This window comes from Polaribacter sp. KT25b (assembly GCF_900105145.1).
Taxonomy (GTDB): Bacteria; Bacteroidota; Bacteroidia; order Flavobacteriales; family Flavobacteriaceae; genus Polaribacter.
Genome location: NZ_LT629752.1, coordinates 2,642,646 through 2,662,445 on the forward strand (window position 1 = coordinate 2,642,646; position 19,800 = coordinate 2,662,445).

General features: G+C 28.9%; 14 protein-coding genes and 1 tRNA gene. 10 read left to right on the forward strand and 5 right to left on the reverse strand.

The window, feature by feature from the left end:
* Window positions 1-55: 55 nt before the first annotated feature.
* Genes BLT70_RS11420 through BLT70_RS11430 form a run of 3 tightly spaced genes read right to left on the reverse strand, consistent with a single transcriptional unit; the run spans window position 56 to window position 3,179 of the window.
* Window positions 56-919 (reverse strand): mechanosensitive ion channel family protein, encoded by an 864-nt coding sequence (locus tag BLT70_RS11420; RefSeq protein ID WP_091894520.1) that lies wholly within the window; start codon window positions 917-919, stop codon window positions 56-58.
* A complete protein-coding gene (locus BLT70_RS11425) occupies window positions 920-2,245 on the reverse strand; it encodes an ABC transporter permease (protein ID WP_091894522.1) in 1,326 nt (441 codons plus the stop codon). It abuts the gene before it with no gap.
* 4 nt (window positions 2,246-2,249) lie between these two features.
* Window positions 2,250-3,179 carry an ABC transporter ATP-binding protein gene (locus BLT70_RS11430; protein WP_091894524.1) on the reverse strand — a complete coding sequence of 310 codons (930 nt, stop codon included), beginning with the start codon at window positions 3,177-3,179 and terminating at the stop codon, window positions 2,250-2,252.
* A gap of 259 nt (window positions 3,180-3,438) precedes the next feature.
* On the opposite strand from BLT70_RS11430, the gene BLT70_RS11435 reads away from it, so the two are divergent.
* The 7 genes from BLT70_RS11435 (at window position 3,439) to BLT70_RS11465 (ending at window position 11,848) form a co-directional block, all read left to right on the forward strand.
* Window positions 3,439-3,900: a MarR family winged helix-turn-helix transcriptional regulator gene (locus BLT70_RS11435; protein WP_091894526.1), complete on the forward strand. Its 462-nt coding sequence runs from the start codon at window positions 3,439-3,441 to the stop codon at window positions 3,898-3,900.
* A gap of 19 nt (window positions 3,901-3,919) precedes the next feature.
* Window positions 3,920-6,325, forward strand: coding sequence for a 3-hydroxyacyl-CoA dehydrogenase/enoyl-CoA hydratase family protein (locus BLT70_RS11440; RefSeq protein WP_091897640.1), 2,406 nt, complete (start codon window positions 3,920-3,922; stop codon window positions 6,323-6,325).
* 4 nt (window positions 6,326-6,329) lie between these two features.
* Window positions 6,330-7,520, forward strand: coding sequence for an acetyl-CoA C-acyltransferase (locus BLT70_RS11445; protein WP_091894528.1), 1,191 nt, complete (start codon window positions 6,330-6,332; stop codon window positions 7,518-7,520).
* A gap of 20 nt (window positions 7,521-7,540) precedes the next feature.
* A complete protein-coding gene (locus tag BLT70_RS11450) occupies window positions 7,541-9,349 on the forward strand; it encodes an acyl-CoA dehydrogenase family protein (RefSeq protein ID WP_091894530.1) in 1,809 nt (602 codons plus the stop codon).
* 141 nt (window positions 9,350-9,490) lie between these two features.
* Window positions 9,491-10,450: a M28 family peptidase gene (locus BLT70_RS11455; protein WP_091894532.1), complete on the forward strand. Its 960-nt coding sequence runs from the start codon at window positions 9,491-9,493 to the stop codon at window positions 10,448-10,450.
* 158 nt (window positions 10,451-10,608) lie between these two features.
* The gene (locus BLT70_RS11460) at window positions 10,609-10,851 is read left to right on the forward strand and encodes a hypothetical protein (protein ID WP_091894534.1); all 243 of its coding nucleotides are present in this window, start codon (window positions 10,609-10,611) and stop codon (window positions 10,849-10,851) included.
* Between the two features lie 181 nt (window positions 10,852-11,032).
* The gene (locus BLT70_RS11465) at window positions 11,033-11,848 is read left to right on the forward strand and encodes a 5'-nucleotidase, lipoprotein e(P4) family (protein WP_091894536.1); all 816 of its coding nucleotides are present in this window, start codon (window positions 11,033-11,035) and stop codon (window positions 11,846-11,848) included.
* 141 nt (window positions 11,849-11,989) lie between these two features.
* Here BLT70_RS11465 and BLT70_RS11470 read toward each other — a convergent pair whose 3' ends face one another.
* On the reverse strand, window positions 11,990-12,757 hold the full coding sequence (locus BLT70_RS11470) for a sigma-70 family RNA polymerase sigma factor (RefSeq protein WP_091894538.1): 768 nt from the start codon (window positions 12,755-12,757) through the stop codon (window positions 11,990-11,992).
* Between the two features lie 235 nt (window positions 12,758-12,992).
* Between BLT70_RS11470 and BLT70_RS11475 the strand changes: the two genes are divergently transcribed.
* On the forward strand, window positions 12,993-13,439 hold the full coding sequence (locus BLT70_RS11475; protein ID WP_091894540.1) for a KTSC domain-containing protein: 447 nt from the start codon (window positions 12,993-12,995) through the stop codon (window positions 13,437-13,439).
* Window positions 13,440-13,566: 127 nt separating this feature from the next.
* On the opposite strand, the gene trxB is transcribed toward BLT70_RS11475, so the two are convergent.
* Window positions 13,567-14,514 carry a thioredoxin-disulfide reductase gene (gene trxB / locus BLT70_RS11480; protein WP_091894542.1) on the reverse strand — a complete coding sequence of 316 codons (948 nt, stop codon included), beginning with the start codon at window positions 14,512-14,514 and terminating at the stop codon, window positions 13,567-13,569.
* Between the two features lie 190 nt (window positions 14,515-14,704).
* Here trxB and BLT70_RS11485 point away from each other — a divergent pair.
* Window positions 14,705-14,779, forward strand: a tRNA-Pro gene (locus BLT70_RS11485).
* Window positions 14,780-15,259: 480 nt separating this feature from the next.
* On the forward strand, window positions 15,260-19,390 hold the full coding sequence (locus tag BLT70_RS11490) for a two-component regulator propeller domain-containing protein (protein WP_091894544.1): 4,131 nt from the start codon (window positions 15,260-15,262) through the stop codon (window positions 19,388-19,390).
* The last annotated feature ends 410 nt before the right edge of the window (window positions 19,391-19,800 follow it).

The window sequence follows — 19,800 nt, forward strand, 5'->3', positions numbered from 1 at the left end:
AATAAACTCTTATTATTTAAACCCAATTATTATCTTTTTCTTAAAAAAAATCTTATCATTTATTCTGATAAACGTGCACGTCTCTTTGTGGAAACGGAATAGATATATTATTTTTTTTGAATGCTTTATCAATTTCAAAACGAATATTACTTTGTGTAAATCTCACATCAAAACTATCTTTTAAAGTAAATGCTATTCTAAAACTTAAAGAACTATCAGCAAAATCTCTAAACAAAACCATTGGCGCTGGATTTTTTAAAACTGTAGGTTGCGATTTGGCGATATTTAGTAAAATTGTTTTTACCAATTCTACATCAGAACCATAAGCAACACCAACATCTACAGACTCTCTAGTTTCTGTTCCGTTTTCGGTCCAATTAAACAAAATATTTGTTAGATAAAGATGATTGGGAATTACCAAAACCTTATTATCTACAGTAACAGCTCTTGTTGTTCTTAAACGTATATCTAAAACCCTGCCAACTTTACCTTCGAGCTCAATTATATCGCCAACATGTACAGATTGATCTACCAATATAAAGATTCCAGAAATTATATCTTGAAAAAGTGTTTGCAATGCTAAACCAACACCTATTAAAAGAGCTGCAGATGCTGCAAAAACGGCAGTTACATTTACACCAGAAGTGTGCATAGCAATTAAAAAAATAATTAAATACAAAAACCATTTTAAATAACCAAAAACACTTACAAATTTAAGTTGGTCGTTTTTAGGCATTCTTTTAGTTACAAGACTTCTAATTAGTTTTAATAAAAAATTAGCAACGATTAAAGCAAAAACAACAAATATTAGACCTTTTACAGAAATACTTATTTCTTTACTAAAAGTAAAGGAATAATCTAAAATTGATGTTGCTTGATCTACAATATCATTTGCTACTTTTTCTATATTATCTTGCATTTAGCCTTTATATTTTAACCACTTATACAAATCTTTATAAGTTGGTTTTTTACCATACATTAAAATTCCTACTCTATAAATTTTAGCCGCTAACCAAACCATAAATATAAATGTTGCTAATAACAAAATCATAGAAATTGCTAGTTCATACCAAGATACGCCAAAAGGGACTCGCATTAACATTACAATAGGGCTTGTAAACGGAATATATGAAAATAATACAGCAATAGAGCCATGAGGATCATTAATAACCGTTGCAAAACCTACATAAACTCCTAAAATTAAAGGCAACATAATTGGTAACATAAATTGTTGCGTGTCTGTTTCATTATCAACTGCTGCACCAATTGCTGCAAAAAGTGAGCTATACAACATATATCCGCCTAAAAAATAAAAGATAAATAAGCAGAACATTTTTAAAAGTGGTAATCTTAATATTTCTTGAACTACCATTTGCATTTTATCAGATCCAGCAGCTTGTTTTGCTGCTTCTAATTGTTCTGCTGGTAATTTTGCAGTTTGCATCTCTACCATATCTACTCCAAAAATAGAAGATGCCACAGTTGCTATGATAAATAATAAAATCCCCCAAATAAAGAACTGTAATAAACCCGCAGAAGCATTTCCTAGAATTTTACCCAACATTAATTGAAAGGGTTTTACTGATGAAACAATTACTTCTATAATTCTACTTGTTTTTTCTTCAATAACACTTCTCATAACAGATGTACCGTAAATCATTACAAACATCATAAGCATATAACCAGCAAGTGCTCCTACTCCAATTTTTAAACCGTTTATTAATTTGGATGATTCTTCGCCAGAAAAATTATACATTTTAATATCAGATTGAATTTTGGAAGCATTAATTTGGTTGATATCAATTCCGAAATTATTTAATTTTTCATTTCTGATTTTCGTTTCAACTTTAGATTCTAAAGCATCCATAATAGACATTCCTGGTGAATCTTTAGAATAAAATTCGATGGACTTTGCTAAAACCTCTAAACTATCTTGTTTAGGAATAATAAGTGCTCCGTAATAATCGCCTTCTTCTACTTTTTTCTTTGTTTGATCAATTCCGAAAGATGTATAATCTTGATAATGGATTGTTTCTGAATCAGAAAAATCGTCTTTTGAAAACAATCCTGAATTATCTACATAAACAATTTCTTTAACTTTTTCGTCATTTTTTTTCATCAGGAAAAACACCAAAGCGCCCATACCAACCATTAATAACGGACTTAAAAATGTCATCATTATAAATGATTTATTACGCACTTTAGCAATAAACTCTCTATGAATTATTAGTGTTAACTTGCTCATTTTTCTAATTGTTCTTATTTACTGCTTGAATAAAAATATCGTTTGCACTTGGTATTAATTCAACAAAATGTTGCACTTGACCGCTATTTGTTAAAAATGATAATAACTCATTTGCAGAATTATTTTGCCCCAATTTTACATTTAAAGTTAATTCATTTCCTAACAATTTAAAATCCGCAGGAAAAACCTCAAAATTTTCTTTCAATTTTGCTTCAACTTCTTTTGGATTATCAGTATGTAAACCAACCTGAAAAGTGTTTGTTCTATATTGACGCTTAATATCTGATAATTTTCCGTCTAAAATTTTATTAGATTTATGGATCAATGCAATTTCATCACACATTTCTTCTACGGATTCCATTCTGTGTGTAGAAAAAATAATAGTTGCGCCTTCATCACGCAATTGTAAAATTTCTTTGGCAATTAATTGTGCGTTTATTGGATCAAATCCAGAAAAAGGTTCATCAAAAATTAATAATTTTGGATTATGCATTACAGTAACAATAAACTGCACTTTTTGCGCCATTCCTTTAGAAAGTTCCTCAATTTTTTTTCCCCACCAAGCAGAAATATCAAACTTATCAAACCAATATTTTAAACGTTTTTTTGCTTCCGATTTACTTAACCCTTTTAATTGTGCCAAATACAAAGCTTGCTCACCAACTTTCATAGATTTATACAAACCACGTTCTTCTGGTAAATAACCAATAACAGCTGTATGTTTTGGTGATAAAGGTTCGCCATCTAACAAAATAGAACCAGCATCTGGCATTGTAATTTGATTTATAATTCTAATTAAAGACGTTTTTCCCGCTCCATTAGGGCCTAATAATCCATAAACACTTCCTTTAGGAATATGAATAGAAACATCATTTAATGCTCTAAAATCTCCGTAATTTTTAGTAACATTATTTATTTCTAGCAAGTTTTTCATTGATTAAAGTCGATTTTATTTATGTTGATGAATTACAAATTTAGGTATTTTATAGATATTAGTTTAAAAAGTGTGGTTTTTGTTACACTCATATTCACTTTGTTTTATTTAAAAAAAATAATGGATTTAAAATTTAAACATCTTACTTCTAACTTCCTTAAAGATAAAAAGTCAAATTTTTTGTTAAAATTTACTATGCACGCATAACTTTTTTTAAATTTATTATGCATGCATAATAAATTTTTCTATCTTTGGAGGAATGGATAAAAATAAATCGATAGATCATCAACTCAGGGCAACTTGGCAAGCTGTTGCAAAAATGTATAACGAACAAGCGGCTAATTATGGTAGTACAATGGCCATTGCTTTTGTTTTATTAACTATTGATAAAGTAAACGGCACACCTTCTACAGCTTTAGGACCTTTAATGGGAATGGAACCTACAAGTCTTTCTAGAATTTTAAAATCTATGGAAGAAAAAGGAGCAATTTCTAGAGAAAAAAATCCTGATGATGGTAGAAGTGTAATTATCAAATTAACAGAGTATGGTTTCGAAATGCGTAAATTTTCTAAAAATCATGTGTACCAGTTTAATAATGTTGTAAGAGAATATGTTACAGAAAAAGAGCTAGACAGTTTTTTTAAAGTGACTTCTACCATAAATAAGTTAATTGCAGACAAAAAAATTTACGAATCTATTAACCAAGAAAATAAGAAGTAGAATAACAAACAATAAACAAATGACAAGAAGAATTAAAAAAGTAGCAATTATAGGATCTGGTATTATGGGTTCTGGTATTGCATGTCATTTTGCTAATATTGGTGTTGAAGTTCTTTTATTGGACATCGTTCCAAGAGAATTAAACGACAAAGAAAAAGCAAAAGGACTTACGTTAAAAGACAAAGTAGTTCGTAATCGTTTAGTAAATGATGCTTTAACGACTTCTTTAAAATCGAAACCCTCTCCTATTTATAGTCAAAAATTTGCAGAAAGAATTACAACTGGTAATTTAGAAGATGATATTGCAAAAGTTGCTGATGTAGATTGGATTATGGAAGTTGTTGTTGAACGATTAGACATTAAAAAAATCGTTTTTGAAAAACTAGAAAAATATAGAACTCCAGGAACTTTAATTACTTCTAATACTTCTGGAATTCCTATTAAGTTTATGAACGAAGGAAGAAGTGAAGACTTTCAAAAGCATTTTGCGGTAACTCACTTTTTTAATCCGCCAAGATATTTAAAACTTTTTGAAGTTGTTCCTGGACCAAATTGCAAACAAGAAGTTACAGACTTTTTAATGATGTATGGTGATAAATTTTTAGGTAAAACTTCTGTTTTAGCTAAAGATACTCCAGCATTTATTGGTAATAGAATCGGAATTTTTGGTATCATGAGTTTATTTCATGTTGTAAAAGAAATGGGCTTAACTATCGAAGAAGTAGATAAATTAACAGGACCAGTTATTGGTCGTCCAAAATCTGCAACTTTTAGAACTATTGATGTTGTTGGTTTAGATACACTTGTACACACTGCAAACGGTGTAAAAGACAATTGCCCAAATGATGAAGCTAAAGATCAATTTGTAATTCCTGATTTTGTAAACCACATGATGGAAAACAAAATGTTAGGTAGCAAAACTGGTCAAGGTTTTTATAAAATGACCAAAGATGCTAAAGGAAATAAAAACATTTTATCATTAGATTTAAATACTTTAGAATATAGAGAGAAAAAATCTGCAAAATTTGCAACTTTAGAACTTACGAAATCGATTGATAATGTTGTTGATAGATTTAAAGTTTTAGTTTCTGGAAAAGACAAAGCTGGTGAGTTTTATAGAAAAAGTTTCGCAGCAATGTTTGCGTATGTTCAAAACAGAATTCCAGAAATTTCTGATGAATTATACAGAATTGATGATGGTTTAAGAGCTGGTTTTGGCTGGGAACATGGACCTTTTCAAATTTGGGACGCAATTGGTGTTGAAAAAGGTGTAGAAATGATGAAAGCAGAAGGTCATGAAATTGCACCTTGGATTACTGAAATGTTAGCAAATGGACAAACTTCATTCTATAGTATAAAAGAAGGCGCAACATATTATTATGATATTCCTGCAAAAGCACAAGCTAAAAAACCAGGTCAAGATTCATTTATTATTTTAGATAATATTAGAAAATCAAACGAAGTTTGGAAAAACTCTGGAGCTGTAATTGAAGATTTAGGAGACGGAATTTTAAATCTAGAATTCCAATCTAAAATGAACACCATTGGTGGTGATGTTTTAGCAGCAGTTAATAAAGCAATTGATTTAGCAGAAAAAAACTATCAAGGTTTGGTTGTTGGTAATCAAGCAGCAAACTTTTCTGTTGGAGCAAATATTGGAATGATTTTTATGATGGCTGCAGAGCAAGAATATGATGAGTTAAATATGGCTATCAAATATTTTCAAGACACAATGATGCGTATGCGTTATTCTGCAATTCCAACTATTTCTGCTCCTCACGGAATGGCTTTAGGTGGTGGATGTGAAATATCATTACATGCAGATAAAGTAGTTGCGGCAGCAGAAACTTATATGGGATTAGTAGAATTTGGAGTTGGTGTAATTCCTGGTGGTGGTGGTTCTAAAGAAATGGCTTTAAGAGCATCAGACTTATTTCATAAAGGCGATGTTCAATTAAATGTGTTGCAAGAAAATTTCTTAACTATCGGAATGGCAAAAGTAGCAACTTCTGCTTATGAAGCTTTCGATTTAGGCTTACTTCAAAAAGGAAAAGATGTAGTTGTTGTTAATAAAGATCGTCAAATTGCACAAGCTAAAAAACATGCAGTTTTAATGGCAGAAGCTGGTTATACACAACCTGTTAAACGCGATGATGTTTTAGTTCTTGGTAAACAGGCTTTAGGTATGTTTTTAGTAGGAACAGATTCTATGGAAGACAGCAAATATATTTCTGCACACGATCAGAAAATTGCAAATAAACTAGCTTATGTAATGGCTGGAGGAGATTTATCAGAACCAACTAAAGTTACTGAACAGTATTTATTAGATCTAGAGCGTGAAGCTTTCTTAAGTTTATGTACAGAGCGTAAAACTTTAGAACGTATTCAACACATGTTAAAAACTGGGAAACCATTAAGAAACTAAAAAAATGAAAACAGCATATATAGTAAAAGGATATAGAACAGCAGTTGCAAAAGCACCTAAAGGATTGTTCAGATTTAAACGAGCTGATGAATTGGCGGCAGAAACCATCCAATACATGATGAAGGAATTGCCAGAATTCGACAAAAAAAGAATTGATGATGTAATTGTAGGAAATGCAATGCCAGAAGGTGCTCAAGGATTAAACATGGCAAGATTAATTTCGTTAATGGGATTAGATATTGTTGATGTTCCTGGAGTAACCGTAAATCGTTTTTGTTCATCAGGATTAGAAACAATTGCTATGGCAGTTGCTAAAATTCAATCTGGAATGGCAGAATGTATTATTGCTGGTGGAGCAGAAAGTATGAGTTCTGTGCCAATGACAGGTTTTAAACCAGAATTAAATTACGATCTAATTTCAGCTGGTCATGAGGATTATTATTGGGGAATGGGAAATACAGCCGAAGCTGTTGCAAATGAATTTAAAGTTTCTAGAAAAGACCAAGATGAATTTGCTTTAAACTCTCATTTAAAAGCATTAAAAGCACAAGCAGAAGATCGTTTTCAATCTCAAATTGTTCCTATTAAAGTAGAGCAAACTTTTGTTGATGCAAATGGGAAAAAAGCAACAAAATCTTATACAGTAAATAAAGATGAAGGTCCACGTTTAGGTTCTAATATTGAAGGCTTAGCAAGATTACGTCCTGTTTTTGCAGCGAATGGAAGTGTAACGGCTGGTAATTCATCACAAATGAGTGATGGTGCAGCTTTTGTAATGGTAATGAGCGAAGATATGGTGAAAGAATTAAATCTTGAACCAATTGCAAGAATGGCAAGTTACGCTGCTGCAGGTGTACCACCAAGAATTATGGGAATTGGCCCAGTTGCTGCAATTCCGAAAGCATTAAAACAAGCAGGATTGCTACAAAATAATGTTGGTTTAATTGAGTTAAATGAAGCTTTTGCTTCTCAATCTTTGGCAGTAATTAGAGAATTAGGTTTAGATCCAAACATCATAAATGTAAATGGTGGTGCAATTGCATTAGGTCATCCATTAGGTTGTACAGGAGCAAAATTATCTGTTCAATTGTTTGATGAAATGCGCAAACGTGACATGAAAAATAAATACGGAATGGTAACAATGTGTGTTGGAACAGGTCAAGGTGCTGCTGGTATTTTCGAATTTTTAAATTAACAAAATTAAAAACATATAGAATGGAAACAACAAATAAAGAAATCTTAAGAGGAGGACAATTCCTTGTAGTTGAAACAAAATGTGAAGATATATTTACTCCAGAAGATTTTTCTGAAGAGCAAATAATGATGAAAGAAGCAGTAAAAGAATTTACTGAACGAGAAATTATTGCAAATAGAGATCGTTTTGAAGCTAAAGATTACAAGCTTACAGAAGAGGTAATGAAAAAAGCTGGTGAACTTGGTTTTTTAGGCGTTGCTGTTCCTGAAGAATATGGAGGAATGGGAATGGGTTTCGTATCTACAATGATTACTTGCGAATATATTTCTAGTGGAAATGGGTCTTTAAGTACTGCTTTTGGTGCACATACAGGAATTGGAACAATGCCAATTACTTTATATGGTACAGAAGAGCAAAAACAAAAATACGTTTCTAAATTGGCTACTGGAGAATGGATGGGTGCTTATTGTTTAACAGAACCTGGTGCAGGATCTGATGCAAACTCAGGTAAAACTACTGCAGAATTAACTGCGGATGGAAAATCCTATAAAATTAACGGTCAAAAAATGTGGATTTCAAATGCAGGCTTCTGTAATTTGATGATCGTTTTTGCTCGTATAGAAAATGATAAAAATATTACTGGTTTTATTGTAGAATATGATGCTGCAAATCCAAACGGAATAACATTAGGTGAAGAAGAACACAAATTAGGAATTCGTGCAAGTTCTACACGTCAAGTATTTTACAATGATACAATTGTACCAGTAGAAAATATGTTATCTATTAGAGGTGGCGGATTTAAAATTGCTGTAAACGCTTTAAATATTGGACGTATTAAATTAGCTGCTGCTTGTTTAGACTCACAAAGAAGAGTTTTAGATACAGCTTTACAATATGCAACAGAACGTAAACAATTTAAAACTCCTATTGCAGATTTTGGTGCAATTAAATCTAAATTAGCAGAAATGGCAGCCAATACTTATGCTGGTGAATCTGCAAGTTATAGAGCTGCAAAAAATATTGAAGATAGAATTGCAATGAGAATTGCTGATGGAAACACGCATCAAGAAGCAGAATTAAAAGGTGTAGAAGAATATGCTATTGAATGTTCTATTTTAAAAGTTACAGTTTCTGAAGATGTACAAGCTTGTGCTGATGAAGGAATCCAAATTTTTGGAGGAATGGGCTTTTCTGAAGAAACACCTATGGAAGCTGCTTGGAGAGATGCTCGTATTGCTCGTATTTATGAAGGTACCAACGAAATTAACAGAATGCTTACTGTTGGTATGCTAGTTAAAAAAGCCATGAAAGGTCATGTTGATTTATTAGGTCCAGCAACGGCTGTAGCCGATGAGTTAATGGGAATTCCTTCTTTTGACACTCCAGATTATTCAGAATTATTTGCAGAAGAAAAAGAAATGATTGCCAAATTGAAAAAAGTTTTCTTAATGGTTGCTGGTTCTGCAATACAAAAATATGGACCAGATTTAGAAGCTCATCAACAATTATTAATGAATGCTGCAAATATTTTAAATGAAGTTTATATGGCAGAATCGGCAATTTTACGTGCAGAAAAAAATGCAAAACGTTTTGGAGAAACTTCTCAAGAAGGTCAAATTGCAATGGCAAGATTATATTTGTACAATGCAGTAGAAATTATTGCTAAAAACGGAAAAGAAGGAATTATTTCTTTTGCTGAAGGAGATGAACAAAGAATGTTACTAATGGGATTAAAACGTTTTACTAAATATACAAATTATCCTAATGTAATTGAATTAAGAAATTTTATTGCAGAAAAACTAAAAGCAGAAAATAAATACTGTTTTTAACGATACAATATTTAAAGTTTATTTTAAAGCCTAAAAGTTTTAGAATTAGTTGTTTGTTTAAAAAAAGATCATTTAATAAATGGTCTTTTTTTTATATATTTGCTTTTAATTCCCTAATTTTCATCTTAAAAAGAAAAAAAAATGAAAATTAACTATAATTTTATTGCAGCTTTATTGCTAATAATATGTAGTTGTAGCAGACCTAAAGAAATAGATATTGACAACAACAAATTATTAGAAAACATAAAAATACTTTCTAATGATACATTAGAAGGCAGGTACTTTTCTACTCCCGGCAACTATAAAGCTCAAAAATTTATTATTCGCAAATTTAAAGAAATTGGCTTAAAAACTTTTTCTCAAAATAATTATCTTCAAACATTTTCTTATACTTTTAAAGGTCAAAAAAGACAAGATGTTTTTCCTGTAAAAAAAGATTTAACTAATGTACCTGATACTACTGCAATTGGTGGTAATATTTTAGGAATGTTAAAAGGGCAAACAAATAAATCGATTGTAATTACTGCACATTTTGATCATTTAGGCATTAAAGACGGAAAAATTTTTAATGGTGCTGATGATAATGCTTCTGGTACAGCTGCATTATTTACAATTGCAGAATATTTTAAAAACAAACCTATTTATCATAATTTAATTTTTGCAGCAGTAGATGCAGAAGAAATTGGCTCTTTAGGTGCTGAATATTTCTTAAAAAACTTTAACGACAAGAAAAACATTGCATTAAATATTAATCTTGATATGATTGCTCATAGTGATTATGACCCTGAGTTATTTGCCTGTGGATTATACCATTATCCTGATTTAAGAAAACCTTTAAAGAGAATAAAATCTGATAAAGTAATATTATTATTTGGTCATGATGCACCTGAAGATAAAGACCAATCAGACTGGACTTTTTCTTCGGATCATAGAGTTTTTCACCGAGAAAAAATACCTTTCATTTATTTTGGTGTACCAGATCATAAAGATTATCACAGAAGTACAGATACATTTGCAACAATAAATACCGATTTTTATATAGAATCTGTAAAAATAATTATTCAGGCAATTGAAAATTTTGATGAATATTTAAAAGATTAATAAGTTAATAGTTAACAATTTTTTAAAATTCAGAATTAAAAGACTATCTTTTTTGATAGTCTTTTTTTTGGCAGAAAAATAAAATAGAATGATTAATGTCATAACACAATTCTAAATAAAATAGTATTATTGCAAGTGCTTTTAACAAAACATTACTTATGAAAAATCTTCAAACTATTTTAACTCAAATTACACAACTTACCACTAATATTGAGACTAATTTCCCTGAGTTATATAGGTCTTTAGATGAAAACCCAATGACGATTCCTTCAATAAATCATCCTCATATAGACGCAAAAGTAATGCAAGAATATCTAGAGAATTTAATTCAACTTTTAATTCATCATATAGAAACTCATAAGGCAACAAAAGAGATCAATCAAGAATCAGCAGGATTATAGATTAAAATAGCAACATCAGAAAAAATTACGTTGCTAATAATTATAAATTTTAGAATTATCAAACTTTAACGTTAACAAAAAGTTTGATAATTCTAAAATTTATAATACAATCTGTAGATTTGCATGTTGATAAATGGTTCTAATTTAACCTTCTTCTAATATTCTTAAAATATAAAACTTAATGAAAAAAATTTCTTTTATAACGCTATGTGTTTTTACATTATTAATTGGATGTAAATCTCAAATAACTAAAATTAAACAAGAAAACATAAAAACCATTCCTAATAAGGAACATACAATTCAAGCACTTTTATGGCAACAAAATGCCGCAGAATATAAAGCTTTAACTTATCAAGCATACAATTTAGCACAGTTTCAATTAGATAAAATTCTTGCTGAAAATGATTTTTTAAAACCTCTTGCAATTGTCACAGATATTGATGAAACTGTTTTAGATAACAGCCCTTACAGTGGCAAACAAGTTGAGTTAGATGAAAACTATTCTTCTTCAAGATGGGCAGAATGGGTAAAAAAGATTAAAGCAAAAGAAATACCAGGAGCTTTATCATTTTTTAATTATGCAAAAAGTAAAGGTGTAGAAGTGTTTTATATTTCAAATAGATCTGCAACTCAAACAAAAGAAACAATTGAAAACCTAAAATTATATGATTTCCCTTTTGCTGATGAAACTCATGTTATGCTAAAAACTAGCAGTAGCGAAAAAGAAACTAGAAGAAATAATGTAAGAAAAACGCATGAAATTGTGTTGTTTCTTGGTGATAATTTATCTGATTTTTCATCAGTATTTGAAAACCATTCTACAGCACAAAGAAATAAAAGTGTAGATAGTTTAAAAGCTTTTTTCGGAAAAAAATATATCGTTTTTCCGAATCCAATTTATGGAGATTGGGAAACAAAAGGTATTTTAGAAGGTAAATATAATTGGACAAATTCTCAAAAAGATTCTATTCGTCGTAAAAAAATTACTTCTTATTAAAATCTTTATTTTATTCAATTTAATAAAAGGTAATTTAAGTTTTCTTTATTTTGATCAAAAAAATTAATCTTTGATTTTCAACTAAATAAATATAAATTTAACAAAAAAGACTTAAATTACTTTTTATAAAAAAATCTACTTCTAATTAGAATATCTATTAAATAAACTTACTTGAAGTACTTTTTTTGCATCATTTAAAAGTTTTTCAACTTCAGAAATTGTTTTCTTTTGTATTTCTGCTATTTCTTCTACTTTTAATTTTTGATTAGTAAATAAATAGAAAACGATACGCATATCAACAGGCATATTGTGTAATACTAACTCAATATGTTCATTTATTTTATCATCTGTTAATTCTTTATCTAATTTTTCTGCCATTTTTTTTTCGTTGTTTTCTATAAAAACATGATTTAAAGTGTAATCATTATGATTATAAGACATATCGTCTAACTCTTCAATTAGTAGCAAATCTCCTCCTCCATCAGTACTAAATTCTTCTTGCATTTCATCCCATTCTAGTTTAGAATAATCTTCGATATTTTTAAAAAACAACTCATTAAATTCTTCTTCAACAACTATGTCTTCTAACAATTCGTCCGTTTTTTTAAATAACCATACATAGAAGTCATTTTCATTTTCTACCTCTTCTATGTTATCATATACTGTAATAAAAAGTTGATCTATAAAATCATCTGCTTTGTATTTCATTTTAGAAAAATGCCCTTTCTCAATTGCAATATTTAATCTTTCGTTTATATAGCTTCTTATTTCTGGTAATATTTTTAAAACTAATTTATTAAAAGATGTTTTATTCTCTTCTTTTTTAAGGTTTATTAAATTAGAAAATGACTTAGTTACAAATAATCGAAACTCATTTTTGTTTTGGTAATAAGAAATGTTCGTTTTCATAATAAAATATTTAATGTGTATATAAAGGTGCAAATTAAAAAGAAGAAAAAAAATGATAATAGTCAGTAAAAAAAACATGTGTAAAATTGAAAAATCAAATTATATTTAATGAAAAAAAATATTAATTGAATACATTGATTTCTAGAGAGAAATTACATTTTATAATTTAACAATTATTTTTGCATCACAATCCATTTAATATCAGTAGTTTTGCACGCAATTTGAAAACATAGAAATGAAGCGTATAAAAGAATACAAAAAATTATTTAAAATAGAAGGTACTATTGATTTAAAGGAATTAAAAAAATCCTACAGAAATTTAGTAAAAGAATGGCATCCAGATAAATTTCAAGAAAAAGCAGAAAAAGAAGAGGCAGATATTGTTAGTACTCAAATTATAGATGGTTATCATTTTTTGGTAAGTATTGCTCCTGAAACGAAAGAAGCAAATTTAGAAGAATATAAAAAAACAATTACAGAATTTCAAGTTGCAGATTGGCATCATAAAAGTATGTTGTTAGAAGTTACTTTTACTGATGGTAACAAATACGAATATTTTGGTGTTAGTAAAATACTTTTCGGAAAATTTGTAAATGCAAAATCAATGAATAATTTTGGTAAAAGAAATATTTTTAATTCTTTTACTTACAGAAAATCTATGAAAGCTTCTGTAGCAGTATAAACTTTTGCGTATTCATAGAAAACTAGAATCAAATATAAAAGATTACTTTATTCTTCGAAGTAAGATAATAAAAAAAGAGATTACTAAACGTAATCTCTTTTTAATTTTTATAAAAAAAATGTAATTTTTATTCTAAAGCACCTAGATAACGTTCTGCATCTAAAGCCGCCATACAACCAGTTCCAGCTGCTGTTACAGCTTGTCTATAATCTTTATCTTGAATATCTCCAGCAGCAAAAACACCTGGCAAATTTGTTTTCGTAGTTTTTCCTTGAGTTAATAAATACCCTGTTTTATCCATATCTAAAACACCTTTAAATAAATCTGAATTTGGTTTATGACCAATTGCTATAAAAACTCCTGTTACAGAAATTTCTGTAGTTTCTTTAGTTTTATTATTAATAGCTCTTACACCTTCTACAACATTAGAACCCAAAACCTCATCTATTTCTGTATTATATAAAACTTCAATATTTTTAGTTTTATTAACCCTATGCTGCATTGCTTTAGACGCTCTCATATAATCTTTACGTACCAAAAGAGTTACTTTATTACAAATATTTGCTAAATACGTAGCTTCTTCTGCTGCAGTATCTCCTGCTCCTACCACCACAACGTCTTGTCCTTTATAGAAAAAACCATCACAAGTAGCACAAGCAGAAACTCCTCCACCAATTAATCTTTGTTCACTTTCTAATCCTAAATATTTGGCAGTTGCACCTGTACAGATAATTATAGTTTCTGCTTCGATATGTTTAGTTTCATCAACAATTATTTTATGAATTCCTCCAATTTTATCACTTAAATCTACTTTTGTTACCAGACCAAAACGGACTTCTGTACCAAAACGCTCTGCTTGCTTTTGTAAATCTCCCATCATTGCAGTACCATCTGTACCCGCTGGATATCCTGGAAAATTATCAACTTCTGTTGTTGTCGTTAATTGACCTCCCATTTGCATACCTGTATACATCACTGGTTTCATATCTGCTCTTGCTGCATAAATAGCTGCTGTATAACCTGCAGGTCCAGATCCTATAATTAAACATTTAATTTTTTCTACTATATCTGACATAATTATTGTGTATCAATTTTATATGTGTAAAAATAAAGTTTTTTAATGCTTATTAAAACGAATGTTTATAAGTTTTTATAATGAAAAGATAAGAAGATAATATTAATATTTTTTTATAATTTTTAAAAAATTATATTGATTTTATTTAAAAAGAATGTATATTTGCATTCCTTAAATGAGAAATCATTTTCGGGGTGTAGCGTAGCCCGGTCATCGCGCCTCGTTTGGGACGAGGAGGTCGCAGGTTCGAATCCTGCCACCCCGACTGAAATGAATACCAATAGAAACTAAAACCTTGTAAATCGTATGATTTACAAGGTTTTGTGGTTTTTGGGTTATCATAAGAATTGAATTAATATAGTTTATTTTGGTTCACAATTCGGTTCACAGTTTCAAAACACAAAAAGTGTCAACCAATTAAAACCTTAATAGCCTGTTATTAAAATAGTTGATTAAACTTTCGTCTAGAAGAATGTTTAATTAAAAGACGACAACTATGCAATCGCAAATTAATTTTACCTTATCTTTTTGAGTAAACACACCACGTATTAAAAACAACCAAGTATCTGTATATGGCAGAATAACTGTAAATGGCAAAAGAGCCAATATTAGCTTGTAACGAAAAGTTTTTCTATAACCAATGAGTCTTTAAAACACAAATTTTAGAGTTTAGTAAATATTTACATGATTTTATTAAAGCATAATTAAAAATATGCATATTTTTAGTGCAAATTAAAAAAGTAGCATGCATAGAGTTTTATTCTTTATTGGCCTTGTAATTACACTATTTACACAGCAAATTAATTCTCAAAATTTTGAAAGAATTTCTAATAATGAAGGCTTTAATCAAAATACTGTAAATGCCATTGAACAAGATAAATATGGCTTTTTATGGTATGCAACACCTAATGGATTAATACGTTATGATGGGTATGAGTTTAAAACTTTTACCACACAATCTAAAGGAAAAGGTGCAATTTCTAGTAATAATATTACCTATTTGTTTAATGATAAAGATGGTATTCTTTGGATAGGGACTAATGTTGGTATAAACATATATGTACCTTGGTTAGAGCGTTTTTTTACTGTTCCGCTTAAATATAAAATTGATGTAAATAAAATTGATTCTGAAAATGATGGTTTTGTTTGGATTTCATCATCTAAAGAACTAATAAAATGTAAGTTAACAGATATTAACGAAGGTAAGTTCTCTGTTTCTGATAATATTCTTGATAAAAAAACAGAAAATATAAAAATTAGCACTTTCTCTTTTGGTCTGAATTCTTCTATAATTTTAGGTACAAATAAAGGATTAAAAAAAGTTAGTTATCAATCAGGATTTTCAATAGTAAATAAAGACTCTTTTAATTTAGATGAATTTCCTTTTTTTAATGATAAAGAAATTACTGAAATTATTAAAGCTGATAATATATTCTGGATTGGCACAAAAAAAGGTTTATATAGTTCTAATTTAGACTCGAATTCAAAATATTTAGTAAAAAAAATAAAAATTCTAAATGAAGATTCAGAATTCTTCGTTAACAGTCTTTTTAAAGATAGTCAAAACACCATTTGGATTGGTACAACAGGAGATGGACTTTATAAATACAATCCTATTTTAAATTCTTTTGGTCATTTTAAATATGATTTAAACGATAAAAATAGCATTAGTAGTAGTCAAATTAATGCAGTTTACCAAGATAGTTTTAATGTTATTTGGGTTGGTACTGCGCAAGGTGGAATTAATAAATTAGACCTTTTTCAAAAGCCATTTTACTCCTATACAAATAATCCTTCTAATAAACTTTCTATTGGCGACAATCTAATCACCTCGATATTAGAAGACAACAATGGTAAAATTTGGGTTTCTAGTTATAATAAAAAGTTATTTAGAAGTATTGATATAGTCAATGAAAATACTATTGACAACATTAAATTTGAAGATTTACAAGCTCAATTACCTATTAATAAAAATGATGTGATAAGGTCTATTTATCAAGATCAAAGAAATTATATATGGTTTGGTACTGACAAAAAAGTATTTGTTTACAATCCGATAAAAAAAGATTTTAAAGAAGTTCAGTTTTTATCAGAAAATGATAAATCACCATTGGTTTTGGTAAGAGAAATTGCTCAAATAAATGAAACAGATATTGTTTTATCTGGTAACAAAATTGTAGTTATTGAAAATCCTTGGAAAGAAATAAAGGAAAAAAGGAATCCGAAAATTCACGTAAAATCTACTTTAAAAATAGCTGCAAATAGAGTACAATGTTTCTTACAAGACAGTAACAATCAACTATGGTTTGGTACAGATTATGGCTTATTACAATGTAAATATGAAGAAGGAGAAGTTAAAGTAATAAGACAATATCAAGAAAATAAAACGGGGAGTAGTAAAATTAGTTACAATAGTGTTTTTTCTTTGCTAGAAGATGATCAAAAGAATATTTGGATTGGTACTTTTGGTGGTGGGTTAAATAAATTGACCTTAGACAATGATCATAATCCAATTAAAATAGATTATTTTAGAAAAAACGATGTCTTACCAGATGATGCTATTTATGGAATTTTACCTCAAGAAAACAGCAATAAATTATGGATAAGTACAGATATGGGCTTAGTTCGTTTTGACAAAGAAACAAACCAAGCAAATGTTTTTAATGTAAACGATGGTTTAATTCAAAATAATTTTAGACAATCTGCGTATGCCCAAGGTAAATCTGGTTTTATGTATTTTGGTGGGTTAAATGGTCTAACTATTTTTAATCCAAATAAAATATTTTTAAACAAACAACCTCCAAAAGTTTTAGTAACTTCTTTATCCATTAATAATAAACCTATAGAAATAGGTGAAAAATTAAATGATATCATCATTCTTAAAAACGCAATTTCAGAAACTGAAACGGTTACTGTTTGTAAAAGTCAGCGAATTATATCTTTTAATTTAGTTGCCGAACATACATCTGCACCAACTAAAAATAAATTAGCCTATAAATTAGATGGGTTTAATAAAGATTGGGTAGAAATAAATAAAGGAAAATCTACAATAACGTATACTAACCTAGCTGCAGGTACTTATCACTTAAAAGTAAAATCGGCTAATGGAGATGGTATCTGGAGCGCTTCAACAAAAACATTAACACTTGTTATTTTGCCACTTTGGTACCAAACTTGGTGGAGTTATACAATAATGATTATTTTGTTTTTAGCTGTTGGTGTTTGGATTGTTTTTTACTTTGTAAGTAATGAAAAACTAAAACAAAAATTGATTTATGAGCAATTAGACAAAGATAAAATGGAAGTTATAAACCAAGGTAAGTTTAAATATTTTACAAATTTATCTCACGAGTTTAGAACTCCATTAACATTAATTTCTGGTCCTTTAGACAGAGTTATCGAAAACAATATCAACCCAGAAAATACCCGTTTTTTAACGATTATTAAGAGGAATACACACAGACTTTTAAGTTTAATAGACCAATTAATAACATTTAGACAGGCAGAACAAGGTTTTTTAAATTTAAACTATACAAAATCCACTTTAGGTGATTTTTTATATCCAACAACAGAGGCTTTTGAAAATTATGCCTTAGAAAAAAATATTAATTTTTACTATAAAATTAGTTCGCCTAATGAAGAAATTGTTATAGATGTAGAAAAAGTTGAAAGAATACTTTTTAACCTACTCTCAAATTCATTTAAAAACACACCAGCACAAGGAACTATAAGCATTGATGCGTCAATTGTATTTGAAGAAAATAATAAAAGCATTAAAATTGATGTGGTAGATACAGGAAAAGGGATTCCCAAAGAAAACTTAGACAATATTTTTGAAAGGTTTTATCAATTAGGAAATCAAGAAGGTAATGTAAGTGGTGGTGGTGTTGGTTTGTCCTTTTGTAAATCTTTAATAGATTTATTTGAGGGCAGTATTTCAGTAAAAAGTATCCCAAAAAAGGAAACTCGTTTTACAGTTGTGATTCCATCTTCTAAAACAGAAGAGGTTCAGATAGAAGAAAGTAGTGTAAAAAAATCATTTATAAAAAATTGGGTGCCTTTACAATCTGAAAACTTAGAAGAAAATACTAGTAAAAAACAAAGTAAAAAGAAGCATAGTGTTTTAGTGGTAGAAAATGAACTAGACATTCAAAATTTCCTAGAAAGTGCACTTTCAAACACCTATAACATAACAATAGCAAACAATGGTGTTGAGGCATTAGAAGAAATCAAAAAAACAGAATTTAGCACCGTTATAAGTGATGTTATGATGCCAGAGATGGATGGTTTTGAACTGTGTAAAAGAATAAAAGAAAACACAAAAACTTGCCAATTACCTGTGCTTCTATTAACAGCTTTAGGTGATAATGCAGATTTAATTAAAGGGTTAGAGTTTGGTGCAGATGAATATATTAGCAAACCATTTTCTTTAAAACACTTAGAACTTCGTTTAAAAAAGTTAATTGAAAATAATCTTAAGATTAAAGATTATTTTTCAAAAAATAGTTTACCTCCAAAGGATAAAAAAGAATTAAATCTATCTAAAAGAGATTTAGAATTTTTAGAGAAAATTGCAGAAGTAATAGAGAAAAACTTATCTAATTCAACTTTTGGTGTAGAAGAGCTTTCTAAAGAAGCTGGTTTAAGTTCTGCACATTTCTATAGAAAACTAAAACAACTTACTGGGCAAGTACCCAATGTATATTTGCGTAACTTTAGATTACAAAGAGCTGCAGAATTATTAGCTAGTAATAGTGGTTTTAATGTTGCAGAAGTAATGTATCAAATTGGTATAGAGTCTAATTCTTATTTTTCTACATCTTTCAAAAAACTGCACGGTGTATCGCCTTCTGAATATTCAAAAAGAGCAAAATGATGGTTTTTAGCAAAATATAAAATTAAAGCTTACCTTAAAACTTATCAGGTATCATTTCTGTTTTTCAAAGCTTTAGAAGGCTGATATGGTTTAATTAAAGTTTTTGAGTTTGGTATAGATGTATATATGAGCCCCATTCTTTTTAAATCATTTAGAAATTTGATTTAATAATCTTTTAGAAGTTACCTGAAGATAAAGTATCCTTTTGTAAAAAAAAAGCCTTCAGAAGATAAAATAGATTTCAACATTTTGATTAAATTGTATAGTTTATTGAGTAAAATTTACCTAACTAATTTTTTATAAGATCTTGTTTTTTTATGATACTTATTTTGAATTTATCTCGTATACATATAAAATTAAAAGACCTTTACAGCAAACAAACAACGATATTCACATCGTTTTTGATTGTA